This is a genomic window from Denitrificimonas halotolerans (genome assembly GCF_034259425.1).
GTDB classification, from domain to species: Bacteria; Pseudomonadota; Gammaproteobacteria; order Pseudomonadales; family Pseudomonadaceae; genus Denitrificimonas; species Denitrificimonas halotolerans.
Genome location: NZ_JAXIVU010000003.1, coordinates 177,133 through 198,155 on the forward strand (window position 1 = coordinate 177,133; position 21,023 = coordinate 198,155).

The 21,023-nt window shown below is 48.5% G+C and carries 18 protein-coding genes and 1 other RNA gene; 9 read left to right on the forward strand and 10 right to left on the reverse strand.

Annotation, left to right across the window (positions count from 1 at the left end; genetic code table 11):
* Positions 1 to 14: 14 nt before the first annotated feature.
* The 6 genes from tolA to ruvA are packed head-to-tail and all read right to left on the reverse strand — an operon-like array spanning position 15 to position 4,476.
* Entirely contained in the window at positions 15 to 1,124 is a 1,110-nt protein-coding gene (tolA, locus tag TOI97_RS04170) for a cell envelope integrity protein TolA (RefSeq protein ID WP_321552862.1), read from the reverse strand.
* Positions 1,124 to 1,582 carry a protein TolR gene (gene tolR, locus TOI97_RS04175; RefSeq protein ID WP_321552863.1) on the reverse strand — a complete coding sequence of 153 codons (459 nt, stop codon included), beginning with the start codon at positions 1,580 to 1,582 and terminating at the stop codon, positions 1,124 to 1,126. The genes tolA and tolR overlap by 1 nt, the downstream gene beginning before the upstream one ends.
* 7 nt (positions 1,583 to 1,589) lie before the next feature.
* Positions 1,590 to 2,285, reverse strand: coding sequence for a protein TolQ (gene tolQ / locus TOI97_RS04180; protein WP_321552864.1), 696 nt, complete (start codon positions 2,283 to 2,285; stop codon positions 1,590 to 1,592).
* Positions 2,286 to 2,287: 2 nt separating this feature from the next.
* Positions 2,288 to 2,731, reverse strand: a complete 444-nt coding sequence (gene ybgC, locus TOI97_RS04185) for a tol-pal system-associated acyl-CoA thioesterase (protein WP_321552865.1) — start codon at positions 2,729 to 2,731, stop codon at positions 2,288 to 2,290.
* 49 nt (positions 2,732 to 2,780) lie between these two features.
* Entirely contained in the window at positions 2,781 to 3,830 is a 1,050-nt protein-coding gene (gene ruvB, locus TOI97_RS04190) for a Holliday junction branch migration DNA helicase RuvB (protein ID WP_321552866.1), read from the reverse strand.
* A gap of 31 nt (positions 3,831 to 3,861) precedes the next feature.
* Positions 3,862 to 4,476: a Holliday junction branch migration protein RuvA gene (ruvA, locus tag TOI97_RS04195; RefSeq protein ID WP_321552867.1), complete on the reverse strand. Its 615-nt coding sequence runs from the start codon at positions 4,474 to 4,476 to the stop codon at positions 3,862 to 3,864.
* Between the two features lie 266 nt (positions 4,477 to 4,742).
* Between ruvA and TOI97_RS04200 the strand changes: the two genes are divergently transcribed.
* Positions 4,743 to 5,177, forward strand: coding sequence for a hypothetical protein (locus TOI97_RS04200; protein WP_321552868.1), 435 nt, complete (start codon positions 4,743 to 4,745; stop codon positions 5,175 to 5,177).
* A 94-nt stretch (positions 5,178 to 5,271) separates the two neighbouring features.
* Here TOI97_RS04200 and TOI97_RS04205 read toward each other — a convergent pair whose 3' ends face one another.
* Positions 5,272 to 6,393: a YeiH family protein gene (locus TOI97_RS04205; RefSeq protein ID WP_321552869.1), complete on the reverse strand. Its 1,122-nt coding sequence runs from the start codon at positions 6,391 to 6,393 to the stop codon at positions 5,272 to 5,274.
* A 608-nt stretch (positions 6,394 to 7,001) separates the two neighbouring features.
* Positions 7,002 to 8,156 carry an iron-containing alcohol dehydrogenase gene (locus TOI97_RS04210; RefSeq protein ID WP_321552870.1) on the reverse strand — a complete coding sequence of 385 codons (1,155 nt, stop codon included), beginning with the start codon at positions 8,154 to 8,156 and terminating at the stop codon, positions 7,002 to 7,004.
* A gap of 921 nt (positions 8,157 to 9,077) precedes the next feature.
* Between TOI97_RS04210 and pcnB the strand changes: the two genes are divergently transcribed.
* The 8 genes from pcnB (at position 9,078) to TOI97_RS04250 (ending at position 19,258) form a co-directional block, all read left to right on the forward strand.
* A complete protein-coding gene (gene pcnB, locus TOI97_RS04215) occupies positions 9,078 to 10,472 on the forward strand; it encodes a polynucleotide adenylyltransferase PcnB (RefSeq protein ID WP_321552871.1) in 1,395 nt (464 codons plus the stop codon).
* Positions 10,472 to 10,981: a 2-amino-4-hydroxy-6-hydroxymethyldihydropteridine diphosphokinase gene (gene folK / locus TOI97_RS04220; protein WP_321552872.1), complete on the forward strand. Its 510-nt coding sequence runs from the start codon at positions 10,472 to 10,474 to the stop codon at positions 10,979 to 10,981. Before pcnB ends, folK begins: the two co-directional genes overlap by 1 nt.
* Positions 10,982 to 11,082: 101 nt before the next feature.
* On the forward strand, positions 11,083 to 11,883 hold the full coding sequence (panB, locus tag TOI97_RS04225; RefSeq protein WP_321552873.1) for a 3-methyl-2-oxobutanoate hydroxymethyltransferase: 801 nt from the start codon (positions 11,083 to 11,085) through the stop codon (positions 11,881 to 11,883).
* The gene (panC, locus tag TOI97_RS04230) at positions 11,880 to 12,728 is read left to right on the forward strand and encodes a pantoate--beta-alanine ligase (protein ID WP_321552874.1); all 849 of its coding nucleotides are present in this window, start codon (positions 11,880 to 11,882) and stop codon (positions 12,726 to 12,728) included. Before panB ends, panC begins: the two co-directional genes overlap by 4 nt.
* A 66-nt stretch (positions 12,729 to 12,794) precedes the next feature.
* Positions 12,795 to 13,175: an aspartate 1-decarboxylase gene (gene panD / locus TOI97_RS04235; RefSeq protein ID WP_321552875.1), complete on the forward strand. Its 381-nt coding sequence runs from the start codon at positions 12,795 to 12,797 to the stop codon at positions 13,173 to 13,175.
* A gap of 66 nt (positions 13,176 to 13,241) precedes the next feature.
* Entirely contained in the window at positions 13,242 to 14,906 is a 1,665-nt protein-coding gene (gene pgi / locus TOI97_RS04240) for a glucose-6-phosphate isomerase (RefSeq protein WP_321552876.1), read from the forward strand.
* An 84-nt stretch (positions 14,907 to 14,990) separates the two neighbouring features.
* Positions 14,991 to 16,169, forward strand: coding sequence for an acetyl-CoA C-acetyltransferase (locus tag TOI97_RS04245; protein WP_321552877.1), 1,179 nt, complete (start codon positions 14,991 to 14,993; stop codon positions 16,167 to 16,169).
* A 215-nt stretch (positions 16,170 to 16,384) separates the two neighbouring features.
* Positions 16,385 to 19,258, forward strand: a complete 2,874-nt coding sequence (locus TOI97_RS04250) for a DUF748 domain-containing protein (RefSeq protein WP_321552878.1) — start codon at positions 16,385 to 16,387, stop codon at positions 19,256 to 19,258.
* A 188-nt stretch (positions 19,259 to 19,446) separates the two neighbouring features.
* On the opposite strand, the gene TOI97_RS04255 is transcribed toward TOI97_RS04250, so the two are convergent.
* Together TOI97_RS04255 and ssrA are read right to left on the reverse strand one after the other, a co-directional pair.
* Complete coding sequence (locus tag TOI97_RS04255; protein ID WP_321552879.1) at positions 19,447 to 19,806, reverse strand: hypothetical protein; 360 nt, start codon at positions 19,804 to 19,806, stop codon at positions 19,447 to 19,449.
* 756 nt (positions 19,807 to 20,562) lie between these two features.
* Positions 20,563 to 20,952: a transfer-messenger RNA gene (gene ssrA / locus TOI97_RS04260) on the reverse strand.
* Between the last annotated feature and the right edge of the window lie 71 nt (positions 20,953 to 21,023).

Sequence of the window (21,023 nt, forward strand, 5' to 3'; positions counted from 1 at the left end):
CCGTTTTATTATTTTCACAGACCTAAATCCTCTGGTTTAAACACTGCACTACGTTTGCGATATAAGCGATCAAAAGTAGCGCGATCCAATTGTTGCACCTCTCGGACACGCCCCACTTTACGCACCGCCGCCACAGCTGAAGCATCAAAGGCACTGTCACCGCTACTGCGTGTGACACTGGCATTGGTGATAGTTCCATCGGGAAGCATCTCAATGAGCACTGTCACTGCCATGCCATTACGAGCAGACGGTGGTCGTATCCATTGTGCACTCACTAAACGCACAATTAAGTCATCCAAATTACCCGCTACCTGCGCACCTCGAGTATCCGCTGCTGTTTGCTGATATTGAGTATCATCCGCCAACAACTCTGCTAACGCGCTCGCTTTTTTCGCTTCAGCCGCTTTACGCGACGCCTCTTGGGCTTTTCTTTGCTTTTCAGCTTCGGCAGCCGCACGTTTTTTTTGTTCAGCTTGTGCTTGTTTTTTCGCTTCTTCAGCAGCTTTTTTCTTAGCAGCTTCAGCTGCAGCCTTCTTTTTGGCTTCCTCTGCAGCAGCTTTCTTCTTAGCCTCTTCCGCGGCCTTCTTCTTTGCTTCTTCCTCAGCTTTCTTTTTAGCAGCCTGCGCTGCAGCTTTTTGCTGAGCTGCTTCTTCAGCTTTTTGCTTCGCTAAGAGTGCTTGCTTCTGTTTTTCAGCAGCGTCCCGAGCCGCCTGCTCTTGCTTTTTCACTTGAGCCGCTTGTTGTTCAGCCACCTTACGTTCAGCTTCAGCTTTTTTCGCTGCCTCCGCCTTCGCTGCTTCTGCCTGTTTGGTTTGCGCCGCTCGCGCTGCCGCGGCAGCTATTTTTTCCTGCTCAATTTTCTTTTGCTCGAGCTGCTCAGCCTCATGCTGTGGTGCTGCGGTTTTTTTCGCCTCACCAGCAATTTTTTGATTCGTTTGTGTACTTGCCTGACTTTGTGACTCAAGCTTATACAAAGTAGCCTGAATAATCGGCCGCGTCGGCGGTAATTCAGGCGTCCGGGCAAAGCTCACAAACAGAAAAGCAAACAACAGTAAGTGCAAGCCTAACGCCCACACCACTGGCCAAAAAAGCTTTTCTGAAGGGGAAGGTTCACGCTCTCGCATCAAGGCGCCTCAGTAATTAAGCCAACGTCAGTCACGCCTGCTTGCTGCAAGCCACCCATAGCAGCCATCACACTGCCATAATCGACAGCTTTATCCGCTCGCACATAGACTTGCACTTTTTTACCTTGGGCTGCATTTGCTCCCAAAATTGCCCGTGCAGCATTAACCATTTGCTCCAACTCTACCGCTTCATCCTGTACCGTTTCCACATCCACTTCAGTGCTAGTATTCCAAAAATAAGTCTTATCAGACTTAATCGAAATGGTCAGCACAATGGCATTATTGTCTTGTGGTAACACCTCACTGCTGACCTGCGGCAGATCCACTTTTACCCCTTGATTCAGCATGGGCGCAGTGACCATAAAAATCACTAACAACACCAGCATTACGTCGATATAGGGCACCACGTTCATTTCTGCAACGGGTTTACGACGATTACGAATTCTCGCTCTATGCATGGGGCACCTAATCCTCTTTCGAGTGGACTTTACGATGCAGAATGGCTTGGAACTCATCAGCAAAGGTATAATAGCGAGCAATTAAATTCTCACCACGCGCAGCAAAACGGTTGTAAGCAATCACCGCCGGAATCGCCGCAAACAACCCGATGGCCGTTGCAATCAAAGCCTCAGCGATCCCAGGTGCTACTGTAGCCAAAGTTGCCTGCTGTACTTGAGCTAAGCCTCGGAAAGAGTTCATGATTCCCCATACCGTACCAAAGAGCCCGATATAAGGGCTGGTCGAACCCACAGTGGCTAAAAAGGGCAAACTTTGCTCAAGTTTCTCTTCCTCATGGGAAATGGCTACACGCATTGAGCGTGCTACACCATCCATTACAGACTCAGGATTGGCACCTTGCTGCTGGCTTAAGCGGGAAAACTCTTTAAAACCGGCACGGAAAATCCGTTCCACACCAGCATCAGGATCCGGCTCAGCATTGACTTGACGATACAACTTGGATAAATCCATACCGGACCAAAATCGATCTTCAAACACATTCAAACTGTTGCGCGCCGCTCGCAATAACTGGCTACGCTGAAAAATCATCACCCATGAGGCAATTGAAGCGCCAACTAAAATCAGCATTACCAGCTGCACCACCAAACTGGCGTTACTGATTAAGCTCCACATTGACATCTGATCAACGACATTCGCTTCCACGCTTACTCTCCTGCAAAGTCTCGCACATCGGCTGTAAAGGCCGTATATAAAGGTTCTGGAATGGCCTGGGGTTTCAAAGTATCAGCACGTACACAAGCCACAGTAAAACGCCCTTCACAGAGCAATACATTGTCACTGGCACGACGCACTTGCTGATAAAATTTCAAACTGGCACGTTTTAATACTTCCACCTGCGCACTGACCAGCAGCTCGTCATCTAAACGAGCCGGAGCGTGGTAACGTGCCTGGGAGGAATGCACAACAAAGAGTAGGTTTTTTGTGGCCATTTGTGCTTGGGAAAAACCTAAATCGCGTAATCGTTCAGTACGTGCCCGCTCCATAAACTTAAGATAGTTCACATAGTAAACGATGCCACCAGCGTCCGTGTCTTCATAATAAACCCGACAAGGAAAGTTAAACCCTGGTGCTGTTGTTATTGCGCTCATACTTTACTGCCGCCTTTGTTAATTGCCAATCAAAAACACAGGTATATTTTCATTCTTCCTCACTGCTGCTCGTCAGCAGTGCCACATCTTGTAAACGCTCTGGTAAGTTCAAACCAAAATGCAAATATGCATGACGTGTTACCACGCGTCCACGCGGCGTTCGCATAATAAAACCTTGCTGAATCAGGTAAGGTTCTAAGACATCTTCAATCGTATGTCGTTCCTCACTGATAGCTGCGGCCAAGCTATCAATGCCCACCGGGCCACCATCAAACTTTTCAATCATAGCCAATAATAAACGGCGGTCCTGATGGTCAAAACCGTGCTCATCAACATCCAATAAGTTCAAAGCTTGATTGGCAATAGTTTGAGTAATATGACCCGTACCACGCACTTGCGCAAAATCCCGTACTCGACGCAACAAACGGTTGGCGATACGGGGAGTACCACGAGCGCGACGCGCAATCTCATAAGCACCATCTTGCTCAATGGGCATATTTAAAATACCACCGGAGCGAGCCACAATTGTGGTTAAATCTTTATCGTTATAAAACTCAAGGCGCTGCACGATACCAAAGCGGTCACGCAATGGATTCGTTAACATCCCAGCTCGTGTGGTAGCCCCAACTAAAGTGAATACAGGCAAATCCAATTTAATCGAACGCGCAGCCGGCCCCTCACCGATCATGATATCCAGTTGAAAATCCTCCATTGCGGGATACAGCACCTCTTCCACAATGGGCGGTAAACGGTGGATTTCATCAATAAAGAGCACATCTCCCTCTTCTAAATTGGTCAACAACGCAGCTAAGTCGCCTGGCCGCTCCAATACAGGCCCTGAGGTACTCTTAAGTGACACACCCATTTCTTGCGCAATGATATTAGCCAGCGTGGTCTTACCAAGCCCCGGCGGACCAAAAATCAAAGTGTGATCCAGTGCTTCCTCTCGTTTTTTTGCCGCCTCAATAAACAGTGTCATTTGCTCACGCACCACAGGCTGCCCAATATACTCAGCCAAACTTAACGGGCGGATGGCGCGGTCAATGTGCTCTTCACGCTCACGAGGTGTCGCGTCAATCAAGCGATCAGCTTCAATCATAAACTGCAGTTATCCCAAATAAAGTAGCGCATTACGCCATGCCTTTTAATGCACGACGAATTAAGTCTTCGCTGCTCAAGTCTTCTGCAAAAACAGCACTGACGGCACGACTGGCCTCAGCTGGCTTAAAGCCTAAACCTATCAAAGCACTCACCGCATCATGCTCAGCATTCTGCGCCTGTATGACTGCATTATCCTTCGCAGGTTCCATGGCCGTCTGTCCTGCCAATGGTGTGCTCTCCCAGTTCTTAAAACGATCCTTGAGTTCAACCAGTAAACGATCCGCGGTTTTCTTGCCTACGCCGGGGACTTTCATAAGGCGCGAAGTGTCTTCAGCATTCACACATTGAATCAGCTCATCCACACTCAAGCCTGACATCAATGCCAACGCTAGTTTAGGACCTACACCATTTAAACGGATCAACTCGCGAAATAAAGCACGGTCACGCTTGCTATAAAAACCATACAAAAGCTGTGCATCTTCACGCACTACCAAATGCGTATGTAAAACCAGCGGTTCGTTCACCGCTGGCAATTGAAACAAGGTGGTCATTGGCACTTCCAGTTCATAGCCAACACCATTGACATCTAACAACACATGAGGCGGCTGCTTTTCTAATAAAGTGCCTCGCAAATATCCAATCACAATCAATCCTTATTCATCAAAAGCGCTTGCCGCAGCTCTACAGGCCCCAGCAATAACAACTGGCATTATATACAGCCAACACTCAGCAATACCAGAACCCTTCCTCTTGCTCAAAATGAACTACCCGCCACTTTAGAAATGGAGGAATTCTGCTAGCAATTGTTAAACAGCGAATACTGTACTGACGCACAATTAAGACACTGGGAAAATACTGTATTTTCATCTATTCTAAATTTTGAACCTTTAGTCACAACAGGAGCTCTTCTATGCTTAAAACGCCAATCTTAGCCGCAACCGTTGGTATTTTAGCCATCATCAGCCCTTTGACTTATGCCAGCGACGCGCCAACCACGCCGCAACAACAACGCCAACTACGCGCGCAAAATATGATGCAGTATTACAACTGCCTACAGGAAAAAATTGATGCGCCAGCGTTTGAAAAAATGAGTCAAGACAGCGAAACCCTTGACAACAATCTCTTCCAACTCTGCAGCAACGGTCAGCGCCAACAAGCTCAAGCACTGGCCCTGGATTACGCCAAAAAAATGCTCGCCTCAGACAACTTTAAAGCCATGTTGGCGTGCACAGCTCAATTTGAGCCTAACACACCTGGCATTCCTGACTTAGAAAAAGATTTTGACTTAGAGCAACTTAAGCAAGGCAATATTTGCGACCTACAAGAAGGCCTAGATCAGGACTAAAGGCTCTAACAGTCAGTACGTCGTGCCTACACCACTCTTACAGTGCATGAAGGGCGCAGTACTCAAACCGGTACACGCCCTTCAATCTCACCGCTTACTGAGTCAACCACGCACTAATAAAGTAATTCAATGCCCCACCGGCCAGCAGCAACCAAGCAAAAAGGATGGTAGCTAGCAGCAAAGGCCTTACACCAGCACGACGAATCGCCTTCATATCAGTGCTCAAACCTAAACCTGCCATCGCTGCAGCCAACAATGCTGTGTCGAGCTGAATAATGCGCTCGATTGCCACTTCCGGCAGCCACTGCAAAGAATTAAAACCTGCAACGGCCACAAAAATGAAAGCAAACCACGGCACATTCACGCGGGTTAACAATCCTTTATTCTGACAACTTCCCCTTTCTATCACTCTTGCAGGCGTTTCATGCCGCGCTAAATACAGCGCCAGCAGTATCAAAAAGGGCGCTAGCATCATGACGCGCACCATCTTTGCAATCACTGCAGTATTGGCAGCCTCTGGACTGATTGCAGCACCGGCAGCTACCACCTGCGCCACCTCATGCACAGTAGATCCCACAAACAAACCGTAAGCAAAATCTGTTGTACCCAACAGTTGCCAAGACTCATTTAAGCTGTACAACAACGGATATAAAAAAATTGCCAAAGTACCAAACACTACCACCGTTGATACGGCCACCGTAACCTGTTCAGCGCGGGCCTTAAGCACGGGCTCTGCTGCCATAATTGCTGCGGCACCACAAATTGAGTTACCGATCCCAATTAACATAGCGGTGCCACGGTCGAGCTTAAACAGGCGCACACCTAGCAATACAGCCAAAACAAAAGTAGAAATTATAACTAGGGCATCAATGACCACCCCTGCCAGCCCCACATAGCTCACATCCTGAAAAGTCAGACGAAAGCCATACAAAATAATACCGAGGCGCAACACATACTGCTTCGCAAAATGCACACCCGGTGCGCAGTAACTGTTGAACTTAAATGGCAAAATATTACCCAATACAAAGCCCAATAAAATCGCCAGAGTCAGCGCTGACAAACCATGCGCTTGCAACCACGCAACCCGGTCTAGCAGCATGGCTGCCCCTGCAATGACTGCGCACAACAACAGTCCTGGAAGCAACTCGGCCCGCCACTGTAACCACTGTGGTAATCGCACTTTTGTCGTTTCAACGCCTCTATTGAACGCGAACATTCGCAACCCTCGGCCTAAAAGACCTGCTTTACTGTTGACATCCTTCCCGGCCTAGAGGACGGGGTTTCTACTGCTAGACGGCCATGCCCGACCGCGAGAGTGCTTTGCGCCGCGCTTATCTAGCGGAGTGGAAACACTACACCCACTGCTCGCCCACTCTCTTATTACAAGCCCTGCGACACCTTTCGGCCTCGACTCGGGCAAACTACCACAACTCGAACAGCTTTGGGTGGTGTATGCCTCGTTAACTTACTTAAAATTGACATCCTCCCGACCTAAAGGACGGGGATTCCTACTGCTAGACGGCCATGCCCAACCCCTATAATTTTAAATTGCCCCAACGAGCGTCTAGTACTGACCTGGCCATCGTGGTTTTAACAAGTTTTAATCGGCTGACATGCCCACATAGATTGCACCGCAGCGGTTGACTAGGGTACGACTAAACTTGAACTCATCCTTGCACTAAAAGTACGAGGATTTCCACCATTTTGGTAACACCTGTGTACATTCCAACACAGCAAATTTAACTGCTCGCGACTCATAAACAAAAACGCCCCGCTGTTTAAAGCGAGGCGTTTGGGTCTTCCTACGTTTAGCGTAGAAATCAGTTACATTGCAGCACGGAAAATAGCGGCCACTTCTTTATCGTTTAAACGTCGAGGGTTGGTCACTGCACACACATCCTCCTGCGCATGCTTAACCATCGTTTCAATGTCTTCATCTTTGACTCCCAATTCACTTAAGCGACTTGGAATACCCACATCTTCAGACAAGCAACGAATCGCTACTACAGCCATTTCAGCTGCTTCACGCACAGACATACCATAGGTGTTTTCACCCAAAGCTTCAGCAATGTCAGCGTAACGCTCTTGCGCCGCCATCAGGTTTGCCTCACATACATGCGGCAATAAGAGTGCGTTACACACACCATGAGGTAAGTTATACATACCACCCAGCTGATGCGACATAGCATGCACATGGCCCAGACCCGCATTATTAAAGGCCATACCTGCTAAATATTGCGCATAGGCCATACGGTCACGGGCTTCCAGATCATCACCGCGAGCAACCGCCACGCGCAAGTACTTAGCAATTAAACGCATCGCCTGCAATGCAACAGCATCAGTAATGGGGTTTGCATCAGTCGATACATAGGCTTCAACCGCGTGAGTTAAAGCATCCATACCTGTTGCAGCTGTCAATGATGGCGGCATTTTCATCATGAGCAGTGGATCGTTAATGGCCAAGTCCGGCGTCACACGCCAGTCAACAATGGCCATTTTCACATGATTCGACGTGTTGGTAATAATAGTAAAGCGCGTCAATTCACTGGCTGTACCAGCGGTGGTATTAATTGCGATATATGGCGGTAACGCTTTTTTCAGCTGATCCACCCCTTCATAGTCAGCAATGCTGCCACCGTTAGCAACCAACAAACCAACCGCCTTACAGCAGTCATGCGCACTACCACCTCCTAAAGAAATCAACATATCACATTGATTGTCTTGGTAAGCAGCCACGCCTTGCTCAACGTTTGTATCTGTTGGGTTTGGTACCGTCTCATCAAACACAGCGTACTTAATGCTCGCTGCCTCCAATAGATCTGTGATCTGCTTGGTGTACCCCATCTGAGTCATACCTTGGTCGGTCACAATGAGCGGCTTAACACCACCTAAAGCTGTTACTCGATCAGCTAACTCACTCAGAACATTCGCACCGAACAAAGAAACACCGGGCATAAAAAAGCTTGCATTCTTGCTCATATTGGTCACCTCTCAATGTGCCATCATCGCGATCAGCAACGATGGGCTGAATCAATTCAAATTAAGTATAACAAAACTGGCCACTCAATCTCTTGACATCTCTCAATCGCCCTGATGAAAGAAATCTATAAACATGCCACAGCCTATTTCCGGCCTGCCCACAACACAAACTGTTACCGAAACCCACCCACGTAACACTTAAGCCCAAAAGCGGTAACACTTTTATCTCAACGCACGTATGAAAATAATCACAAAAAACACAGAAAACTTGTAAGTAGTTGTTTTTAAAAGGTTTTTATAAAGTTGGCACGCTATCTGCTTTATATATCTACACAACAACAATAAAAATACAAAAACCATAATAAGAATAAGACGTAACGGCTCCAGCACAATAAAAACAACAGCACAGGAGACGCAGCTAACTGATTACTTTGCAGAGGATGATGATTGTAGAGACACAGATGAACAGAGAATAACAAAACTGCAGAACATGCAGCGCCAGTTTCAACTGACAAACTACAAACACATCAGCATTCAAAGCAATCCGTTAACTCTTCACAGTTCGACTTAAAACTGTAAAAGCAGGCGCACAATAACAACAAAAACGCCGAGAATAATAAAAAAAACGCACAGAATCATTCAAAGAGGGGAGCCACGCACTCCCCTCTTAACCTTAACGCCCACAGCTCCCCCCCCCCCTCTTCTAGCACTACAAAACAACACTATCTAGCCGTATACCTACTTTCCTCGTTCACCTCCCTTGCTAGCGGTGATAGAATCGAGCGCTATGATGTGTCATTTACCCAATAATAATTCTTATCGTTACACCGCATCGGCAGCACTGTCTTCATTGCCGCTGACTTTTTGGCGCACAGCGTTTATGAATTTTCTTTTTGATGCGAGTCGCAAACAGGCCCTGCTATGCTGAAAAAGCTTTTTAACCCCTTTCGTCGTTCACGCCAGCGCAAAGACCCTCAACAACCCACTGTATTGAATGCCCATGAGCATCAACTCAGTACCGCTGACTTCAGCCGTAACTCGGCCAATGTTGCAGTGCGCTTACAGCATGCAGGTTTTGAAGCCTATTTAGTCGGCGGCTGTGTGCGCGACTCGCTCTTAGGCATTACCCCAAAAGATTTTGATGTCGCCACCAGCGCCACCCCCGAACAAGTGCGTCAAGAGTTCCGCAACTCACGCATCATTGGCCGTCGCTTTAAATTGGCCCATGTGCATTTTGGTCGTGAGATCATTGAAGTGGCAACATTTCGCAGTGATCACTCACAAACGGACAAAAGCAACAGCGACCGCTCTGCTCACGATGCCAGCGGCCGTATTCTACGGGATAACGTTTACGGTACTATGGGAGATGATGCACAGCGCCGCGATTTCACCATGAACGCGCTGTACTTTGATGTCAGCAACGAAAAAGTATACGACTACAGTACCGGCTTTGCCGACATTAAGCGCCGCCTTATCCGCCTCATTGGTGACCCTGAACAGCGTTACCTAGAAGATCCGGTACGTATGCTGCGCGCCATTCGCTTTGCTGCCAAGTTGGACTTTAATATTGAAGACAGCACAGCTGAGCCCATTCGTCGTTTAGCCCACTTACTGCGTGATATCCCAGCGGCACGTCTGTATGACGAAGTACTCAAACTGTTCCTCAATGGCTATGCTGAACGCACCTACGACTTACTGCGTGAGTATCATTTATTTGAGCAGCTGTTCCCCGCGGCGGCAGACGCCTTAAAGCGTCAACCTGAAAGAACCGACGCATTACTGCGCAATGCTTTCAAAAACACTGACACTCGAGTCAGTAACAACCGCCCTGTTACACCGGCATTCTTATTTGCGGCACTGCTATGGCCCTCCTTAACGGTGCGCGCCTCACATCTAGAAAACGACGGTATGCATCCGCTTCCGGCATTACAAGAAGCAGCCCACCAAGTGCTCTTTGAACAAGTGCAACGGATCGCCGTACCCAAGCGTTTCAGCGTCCCAACTCGCGAGATTTGGGATTTACAAGATCGCCTCACGCGCCGAATGGGGCGCAGGGCTGATGTGCTTCTCGCTCACCCTCGCTTCCGTGCAGCTTATGATTTCTTACTATTGAGAGAAAGTGCAGGCGAAGACACCCAAGGCTTAGGCCAATGGTGGACCGAATACCAAGATGCCAGCGACAGCCAACGCCGAGCCATGGTTAACGCACTGGGTGGTAAGCCACGTAAGCGTCGCCGCAAGCCACGCATGAAAAAACCCGTGCATAAAACGCACACCGGTGACAGCCCGTCAGACAACAGCTCAGGACCACATTGATGGAACAGGTATACATCGGCTTAGGCAGCAACCTGCGCGACCCTGAGCAACAACTCAATGCAGCGCTGCACGCCTTAGCACAATTACCCCACACACGCCTCGTTGCAGTGTCAGCCTATTATTCGAGCGCACCACTGGGCCCTGCGGATCAACCCCGCTATACCAATGCAGCGGCACATTTAGAAACAACGCTCGAGCCACACATTTTGCTCGACCACCTACAAGCCATCGAATTAAATCAAGGACGTGAACGTAAGGCTGAACGTTGGGGGCCCCGTACACTGGATTTAGATATTTTAATTTTCGGTGAGCGCATCATGAATGATGAACGCTTATGCATTCCCCATTACCACATGCATGCACGCCCCTTTGTATTACTACCATTGGCCGAACTGTGCCCAGTTGATTTTCAACTGCCCGATGGCCGCCTATTGACGGATTTATTAAGTGCTTGCCCTGTTGATCCAACTTTGCAACGCTTGCATACTCCGCAACTTGCAAAACTTTAACCGGTCGATTCACATGCAAATAATTGACTTAAAGCCACGTCATCAGGACTATAACAGCCCCGATGCGAGTACCTTTGAAGGTACCAAAGAGGACTTATTGTATGTCTGATGTCACCCTGACAACTTTATTAAAGCTTAAACAGCGTGGTGAAAAAATCGCCATGCTGACCTGTTACGATGCAACCTTTGCTGCCACAGCCTGTGATGCCGGCGTCGAAATTCTATTGATTGGCGACTCACTAGGCATGGTTTTACAAGGTCATGACAGCACCCTGCCAGTCACCATTGACGAAATGGCCTACCACACCGCCTGCGTAAAGCGCGGCAATAAAGGCGCCATGATCCTGAGTGACTTATCGTTCATGAGTGCAGCAACCCTTGAGCAAACCTATGCCAGCTGCGCCAAACTGATGCAAGCTGGGGCGCACATGGTCAAACTAGAAGGCGGCGCATGGTTAGCAGAAACCGTCAGTTTATTAGCGGACCGTGGCATTCCATCCTGTGTTCATTTGGGCTTAACCCCACAATCCGTTAACGTTTTTGGCGGTTACAAAGTTCAAGGCCGCGGTGATGAGCAAGCACAAAAAATGCTGGAAGATGCCATTGCCCTCGAACAAGCCGGAGCAGCTTTATTGCTCTTAGAATGTGTACCTAGCGAACTTGCTGCCCGCATCAGTGCCGCTGTACGCATTCCTGTCATTGGTATAGGTGCGGGTCCAGGCACAGACGGCCAAGTCTTAGTCTTACACGATATGCTTGGCTTATCCCTTACCGGCCGCATGCCTAAATTTGTTCGCAATTTTATGCAAGGCCAATCCAGTATTGCTGACGCGATCAGCCTGTACACGCGCTCAGTAAAAGATCAATCATTCCCAGCACAAGAGCACGAGTTTAGCGCATGAACACAGTAAGCACGCTGCAAGCACTACGCGCAGCCATTGCCCAAGCACGCAGTGAAGGCAAACGTATTGCCTTTGTTCCCACAATGGGCAACTTGCATGCCGGCCACATTTCACTGATCAACCATGCGGTTGCACAAGCTGACTTTGTAGTCGCCAGTATCTTCGTAAACCCACTGCAATTCGGTCCTAACGAAGACTTGGATAACTATCCGCGCACCCTCGCCGATGACCAAGAAAAACTGCAAGCTGCTGGCTGTGATCTGCTATTCACTCCAACGGTACAAGAAATGTACCCTGCGGGCATGGAGCAACACACTACAGTAAGCGTACCGGGTGTATCCAAGGGCTTATGCGGTGGCAGCCGTCCAGGTCATTTTGACGGTGTTGCCACTGTTGTGTGCAAACTGTTGAACATGGTACAGCCCGATCAAGCTATGTTTGGTGAAAAAGATTACCAACAGCTGGCCGTTATCCGTAAAATGGTCACGGACTTAAGCATTCCTGTACGTATTTGCGGCGTACCTATTGTGCGTGATACAGATGGCCTCGCATTATCGTCAAGAAATGGGTATCTTAACGCGCAAGAACGTGCCAACGCCCCTGCCTTGCATCGCAATATGCAAGCACTCGTTGCACAAATACAAAGTGGCCAGCGTGATTATTCAGCACTTTTCGATCAGTTCAAACAAGATCTGCAAGCTGCAGATTTACGTTTGGACTATGTAGAGTTGCGTGATGCACTCAGCCTAGAGCCAGCCGATGCCAGCAGCCAACAGTTAGTTTTATTAGCGGCTGCCTACCTCGGCACAACTCGCCTAATCGACAATCTGATCTTTGATCTGTAATAACGACAAAAGCTCAGCAGCAGCACAGAAATGCGCCAGCTGAGCCTCGTCAAAGAGGAAAAAATTATGCTAACCACCCTGCTCAAAGCAAAACTGCACCGAGCTGTTACCACCCACGCTGTCGTTGACTACGAAGGCTCTTGCGCCATTGATGGTGACTGGTTGGATATGTCGGGCATTCGTGAGTACGAGCAAATCGATATTTACAACGTCACTAACGGTGAGCGTTTTACCACCTACGCCATCCGCGGTGAAGCCGGTTCAAAAATCATTTCCGTTAACGGTGCCGCTGCACACAAAGCCGCTGTTGGCGATATTTTGATCATTTGCGCTTACTGCCAATACGACGAAACTGAAGTAGAAACCCATGAGCCACGCTTGCTCTATATGGCGGCCGATGGTTCTCTAAGCCACAGCAGCAACGCCATTCCAATCCAGCTGGCTTAAGCACACAGTACTAAGCGTTGGGCGACACTGAGTCGCCCAGCCTTTTTCTTAAGGTAGGCCGGTGTGATGACCCATTACCAACACCCTCAAGACCCTTCGCAACTCCCTGCTTGGCAACAACTGCTCAAGCAACAACAAGTGATGCAAAACTTTCGCATGAGCGATGCGTTTGCTGCGGACCCACAACGTTTTCAGAACTTCTCCATTAGCCATGATGGTTTATTGCTCGATTACTCGAAAAACCTTCTGGATGAAACCACTCGCGACTTGCTCATGCAGCTGGCTGAACAAAGCCGCTTGCAATCAGCCATTCAAGCCCTCTTTAATGGCGAACCCGTCAATGCGTCGGAACAACGTCCAGCACTGCACACAGCATTGCGCCGTCCCATTGGTGACCGCTTAGTAGTCAACGGCGAAGATTTAATCCCGCAGATCCATGATGTGCTTAATACCATGACCGAAATGGTCAGTCGTATTCACAATGGTCTGTGGCGTGGCTACAGCGAAAAACCCATCACCCACATTGTGAACATAGGGATTGGTGGCTCCTTTCTAGGGCCACAACTGGTGTCAGAAGCACTACTACCCTTTGCCCAACAGGGCGTCAAATGCCATTTCCTTGCGAATATCGATGGCAGTGAATTCCATGAGCTGAGTAACACACTGGATGCGCAAACCACCCTCTTTGTGGTATCTAGCAAATCCTTTAGCACCTTAGAAACGCTCAAGAATGCATTGGCAGCGCGCAGTTGGTACTTAGCCCAAGGTGGCAGTAAAGACTGCATTGACCGCCACTTCATCGCCGTTTCTAGCAACATTGAAGCCGCGGTCGAGTTTGGCATTGCCAAAGAAAACATTCTCCCTATCTGGGATTGGGTAGGGGGCCGTTACTCCCTATGGTCCGCCATCGGCTTACCCATTGCACTGTCCATTGGCATGTCCAACTTTAAAGAACTGCTGACTGGTGCCTGGAGTATGGACCAACACTTTCTGCAGGCACCCTTTGCTGAAAACATGCCTGTCATTTTGGCCATGCTCGGCATTTGGTACAGCGATTTCTGGGGTGCGCAAAGCCATGCAATCTTACCGTACGATCACTATTTGCGTAATTTCACCCAACACTTGCAACAGCTGGATATGGAATCCAATGGTAAGCAGGTGCGCCAAGATGGTACAACACTGAGTTATCCAAGCGGTGCCGTGATCTGGGGTGGCGTAGGTTGTAATGGTCAACATGCTTATCACCAACTGTTACACCAAGGCACTTTATTGATCCCAGCCGACTTTATTGTCCCAGTGGTGAGCCACAACCCCATTGCCGACCACCATCAATGGCTGTATGCCAACTGCCTCTCCCAAAGCCAAGCTTTGATGCAAGGTAAGAGCCTCGAGCAAGCCGCGCAAGAACTTCGCGACAAAGGCCTAGAAGAAAGCGAAGTGCAACGCCTTGCACCGCATAAAGCCATTCCCGGAAACCGTCCCAGCAACACCCTTGTGGCCGAACGCATTTGCCCTCGCCGCCTCGGCGCTCTCATTGCCCTTTATGAACATAAAGTCTTTGTGCAAAGTGTCATTTGGGGCACCAACCCCTTTGATCAATGGGGGGTAGAACTGGGTAAAGTACTCGGAAAAGATGTTTACCAACACCTCACCGGCCAAGTGACAGCACCTAGCAGTGATCCCTCAACTCAAGGACTGATTGATTTCTTTAGAAACCGTCATCGTGGTTAACACCCCATTCAATAAAAACTACAAAGCCAAAGCTCAGGCCCACGCCTGAGCAACAGGGCTCACTCATAACAAAAGGAATGCCCCATGCACGAAGTCGTCATTGTTGCCGCCACCCGTACCGCTGTTGGTAGTTTTCAAGGCAGTCTAGCCCAGATCCCCGCTCCTGAGCTTGGCGCTGCAGTTGTCCGCCGTTTACTCGAACAAAGTGGTTTAGCTCCTGAGCAAGTTGATGAAGTGATTCTTGGTCAAGTGCTCACGGCGGGTAGCGGACAAAACCCCGCACGACAAACGGCTATTCAGGCTGGCTTACCTCACTCCACAGCAGCTTTCACCCTCAACAAAGTATGCGGCTCAGGCTTAAAAGCACTGCACTTAGCCACGCAAGCCATTCGGTGCGGTGATGCTGAGGTGATCATTGCGGGTGGCCAAGAAAATATGAGCCTCGCACCTTATGTCATGCCCAAGGTACGCACTGGCTTACGCATGGGCCATGGCAAAATCATTGACAGCATGATTGAAGACGGCCTGTGGGATGCCTTTAACGACATCCATATGGGTATCACAGCAGAAAATTTGGTGGAAAAATACAATCTCAGCCGCGAAGAACAAGATGCCTTTGCTGCCGCATCACAAGAAAAAGCCAGCGCCGCCATTGCTGCCGGTCGCTTTGTCGATGAGATCACCCCCATTCAAATCCCACAACGCAAAGGCGAACCCTTGGTGTTCGACACTGATGAACAACCGCGCACGGGCAGCACTGCTGAAGCCCTAGCTCGCCTGCGCCCTGCCTTTAAAAAAGATGGCACTGTCACCGCTGGTAACGCATCAACTTTAAACGATGGTGCCGCAGCCGTCATGCTGATGAGCGTAGACAAAGCACAAGCACTCGGCCTGCCGGTCTTGGCGCGCATTGCAGCCTATGCCAATGCCGGCGTCGATCCAAGCATTATGGGCATCGGCCCTGTTGCTGCCACACAAAAGTGCCTCAGCAAAGCCGGTTGGACAATAGCCGAGCTAGACCTGATCGAAGCCAACGAAGCCTTTGCCGCACAAGCGCTATGCGTCAATAAAGAACTGGGGTGGGACACCGGCAAAGTCAATGTAAACGGTGGTGCCATTGCTATTGGTCACCCCATTGGCGCATCCGGTTGCCGAATTTTAGTAACCCTAGTGCACGAAATGATTCGCCGTGACGCGAAAAAAGGCTTAGCCACCCTATGCATTGGTGGTGGTCAAGGTGTTGCCTTAGCCATTGAGCGCTAACACCGCAGCGGAGCTGTTTACAACCCTGCTTAAATACGCAGTGTGGAATAAGCGCTCCGCCCCTTATGCACCAGTACAGACCTAAAATAGCCAAGCACAGACCCTGGCTGACTCTGCTCAGCCACATCCCCATTTATATGGATGTACATCCAATCACCTACTACTCTGCACATATTTTGCATACACTGTAAAAACTGTCGACCAGAGGAGCTGCCATGATGCTCAAAGCATTAAAACGCCTAGTCATTATTCTCACCAGTGTTTTAGCTGTTTACAGCTGGCTGGGCTTTTTGCTGATCCCCAGTGTGGCCCTACACATTGCCAACCAGCAACTAGGGATCTACGCCACCCAACCAGCGCACTTGCATCGCCTTGAATTCAACCCTTTTCGCTTTGAATTAAAAGCCTGGGGTTTTCAGCTCGGCGAAGCTGAAGATCAACAACTCAGCTTGCAACACCTGTACGGCAAGCTTGCTTTAGACTTCGACAGCCTGCGCAATAAAAGCTTACGTATTGAAGACATTTTACTGGTCAAGCCACATGGACAAGTGATCATTAACCCCAAAGGTGAGCTTAATCTAACCCAGCTGTTTAACCTACCCGACAACCCAGAGCCCAAAAAAGAGCCCGATAGCACACCTCTAACGCTACTGATTGACCGGATTCAATTGCAAGACGGACAGATCCGCTTCAATGACCAACGCCAACAGGACCCCGTCGACGTCACCTTAGCCGACCTGAATATCACCTTAAACAACTTTGACACAGGTCCCGACAACAACAGCGGCCTGCAACTCAGCGCTCAAGCCAGCGACGGCGCACACCTGCAATGGCAAGGCGATGTCAGCATCAACCCTGTCTCCTCACAGGGCCAACTCAGTCTAACCGGCGCTCAACTCAAAAGTTGGTGGCCTTATGTGCGCGAACATTTCGATGCCCAGCTACAGGATGGCCAGCTCAACTTAAGCACTGATTACACTCTCGTATTGCAGCCCACCCTCCAATTTACCGCCAACAACCTCAGTGCAGAACTCAAAGCGCTCGGTTTAAACCACAACAAACAGCCCCTTGCTCGTCTTGGCCAATTGAGCATCCAAGACGGTGCTTTTGATTTAGCAGCACAAAAAATAACCTTAGGCACAGTCACAAGCCGCAACCTTGAAGCTTGGGCCGATATTGATCAAAACGGTACCGTAAACTGGCTTAAACCGCTTCCTCAAAAAGCCGAACCCGACACACCTGAAGCTAGCAACTCAGCATGGCACATCATCGTTAAGCAGGCTGATCTCAAACAGCATACTTTTCACTTAGCCGACAACAGCCGTGCACAACCTGTGGCTTTAGAAGTGGCAGACTTCAATCTGCGCATTAAAGATTTTGACAGCCTTGCCGAGCAACCCTTCAGTGCAGAGTTGAACACCGGCATTGGCCAAGAAGGCAAAATCAGTAGCCAAGCCAAAGTACGCCTACAACCGCTCAATGTTGAAATGACAGTTAACAGCAGTAATCTCGATCTACGCCCAGCACAAAGTTGGATCAGTCCTTACGCACATGTTGAATTGCGCAGCGGTTTGTTAAATAGCGCACTTAACTTGCATATCAGCGATCCTGAGCATTTAAAACTGAACGTCAGCGGACAAGCGTCCATCACGCAACTCCACGTCACTGACACCTTCGGCCAACGTGACCTAGCCAAATGGCACAGCGTAGACGTCAACGGCATCAGCTACAGTCTACAAGAGCAAAAACTTAACATTGATCAAGTGGTTCTCGATCAGCCTTATGTGCGCTTTATCATTAACGACGACTTAAGCACCAACATCAGCCAGCTGATGATTGAACAACCACAATCCGCAAGCGCCGAACCCACCCCAACTGACGGCCCTGAATTCGCCATGCGCATTGGCGGCATAGAAGTGCAAGACGGTTCCGCCAACTTTGCCGACTACAGCCTCACCCCCAACTTTGCGACAGCCATTCAAAAGCTCAACGGCCACATTGGCACCTTAAACAATCAGACCAACGCCGTCGCTGAAGTGGACATCCAAGGCAGCATCGACCGTTATGCTCCCGTCAGCATCACCGGCAGCCTTAAACCTTTCGACCCACTTAAAAAGTTGGACATTGCCACCTCGTTTAAGCACGTCGAGCTCACCACGCTCACCCCCTACTCCGGTAAGTTTGCCGGCTACCGCATTCAAAAAGGTCGCTTAAATTTAGACCTGCACTATAAAATCACCGATGGCAAACTGGACGCGACCAACCAGCTATTATTGGAAGAACTGCAATTGGGTGAACGGGTTGATAGCCCCGATGCGGTCGACCTACCCATTCGCTTAGCCATCGCTCTACTCAAAGACCGAAAAGGCCAGATCGCCATTGACCTACCGGTACAAGGTGACCTGAACAATCCCGAGTTCAGCGTCGCGCCCATTATCTGGCAAACCCTACGCAACCTCATTACTCGCGCTGCCGCAGCCCCCTTTAATTTCATTGCGGGATTGGTCGACGGCAAAAGCGATGAGCTCAACGAGGTGGCTTTTCCTCCTGGCCAAGCCACCATCACCGCTAGCGCTGCGAAAAGCTTAAACGCACTGGCCGCCGCCTTAAAAGATCGGCCAGAATTACGCCTCGAAGTCGAAGGCGGCAGCCTAGCGCAGTTAGACGGCCCCGTACTGGCAGAAGCACGCCTCACAGCGGCCTACCAAGACGTGTGGTACAGCATGCTGCAACGGCGTGGCAGTAAAATTGAAGAACGGCAAGAAGACCTACAAGTCCCTGAAAAAGAACAAGCTGCATTGCTCGAAGGAATCTACCGCGCGGTCATTCAACATCAACCCCCAAGCGATTGGGATCAGCTGAAAAAAGATGAACGCAGCGAGAAAATGCGCACCGCGGTACTTAAAGCTTATGCACAAGACGACACAGCCTTACGCCTACTGGCACAAAAACGCGCCAATAGCATTAAAGAGTACCTGATTGAAAACAGCGGCCTCGAAGCCCAACGGGTGTACTTGATTGATGTCAGCCTAGGTACAGCTACACAAAAGAATGAAGTCATCAGCAAGCTGCATTTAGGCGCGATGTAGTGTATCGATTAACGCTAAAACACAATACCCAACACTCTGTCGGCCTTTAAAAGGCCGACCCGTAAGCTCATTAGGCCTACAGCTAGCCTTATAAGCTGAGTGTAATCCATTTACGAAAAATATAGGTTTAAAAGATGCACGTGAAACTTTGCAAGGATAAAACTAAAAACTTTCACTGCTGATACTCATTAACGTTCAGCCTTACTATGATGATAATAGAGGTAAAGCAAACCAATAGGCGCTATAAATACAGCCATTGCAAAGCACATCAACATTGTAATGACTTTAGTAACAAGCATAAAAATAGCATTAACAAAAAAAACATTACCACCCATGATATAATCCACAATACTCTCGTAAACAAACCGAGAATAAGGATAAAGCAACGTACTGATCAAAATAAAAAACCATATACCTATCGCCTGCGACTGTTCAGCCAAGGTAAGCATATAAATATTCAAAGCTGCAATAACCAGTCCAAATAAAAAATTACGAATATAGTATTGTACCGATAGACCACCAAAGGTTTTACGAATAACAGGATGCATGTATACCCTCTACTTATATACTCTATAACTAATTGAATAGTCATTTATAAAATGCTGAAATGGTCAGCGTTATGACGGTTTTGTTAAAACACGCTAGCAAACTTTAAACTCAAATTGATTTAACTCTATTTCGAAAAAGAGCTCAGAGCCTCAAGCTTGGCTGAGAGCCGTTCTTTCAGATAACTTGACCCTGCATACCTCAATTTGCACTGATCACAGGACTGGCTATACCACTCTATTCAAAACATCAATGCAGTATAAAATTTGTTGCAGCTTAATTTAACCTCGAAACTTTACTATAAAATAATTAATCAAACCCCCATACCAAAGTCGAATAACAACGTCTAAATCTCATATGTGGTCGGCGTCATCCGTCTTTCTTATTAATTATTAGTTATTAGTTTCCAGTAATGCGGATTATTTCTCTTTTAGTGTCAAAGCAACTTTTTATACCCTGTAACACCGCACATATATCATCGACCTATTTAAGTAATTGTCACAGATTAAATATAGCAATACTGTTGACCATCTAATTCATGAGGTTCTTGCTTATAACTCAATCATGAACGAATTAGATCTGTTTACTACAGTGTGATTGCTATTACGCTTAAGGAATACCTTTTGGAATACCTAGTGGAATACCAAAAGCAGTGGATTGGAAAAGACACCTATGAACACCTATAGCGTGCAAACCCTTGATATTGCTGAATTGCAGGCACAAAAAAAGGCGTCTTAAACAAGACGCCTTTTTATATTTGGTGGAGCCGGGGGGATTTGAACCCCCGTCCGCCAGTACTCCGCTGTCGGTACTACATGCTTAGCCGTGTCTATTAAGTTAACCCGCAGCCGCCCGATCGGCAGGGTGCATTGGGCGAGTTGTGTAAGTTTTAGCCGCGTCGTCCACAACATACTAAGCGGCGATTCTGTTCTATCTGACAGTCAGTTTGAGTTTACAGACATCCTCTAGTGACTGCTGGCGCCGAAGCGACCAGAGGAGCGGCTCGGCTGCTTACGCAGCTAGAGCTGTTGCTCCGTAGTTTTCGTCATTGGCAACTATAAAAGTTGCAACAGTGGATTTACGAGTTCTGTTACCAACTCGGCATGCACCTAAAGTTTCGCAACCAGCGTCGAATCCTAATCGGCCCCAAAGCTGTTCACTTACAAGGTGACAGAACAAGCATCATACGTTAAACAGCGCCTTTTGTCTAATATTTATA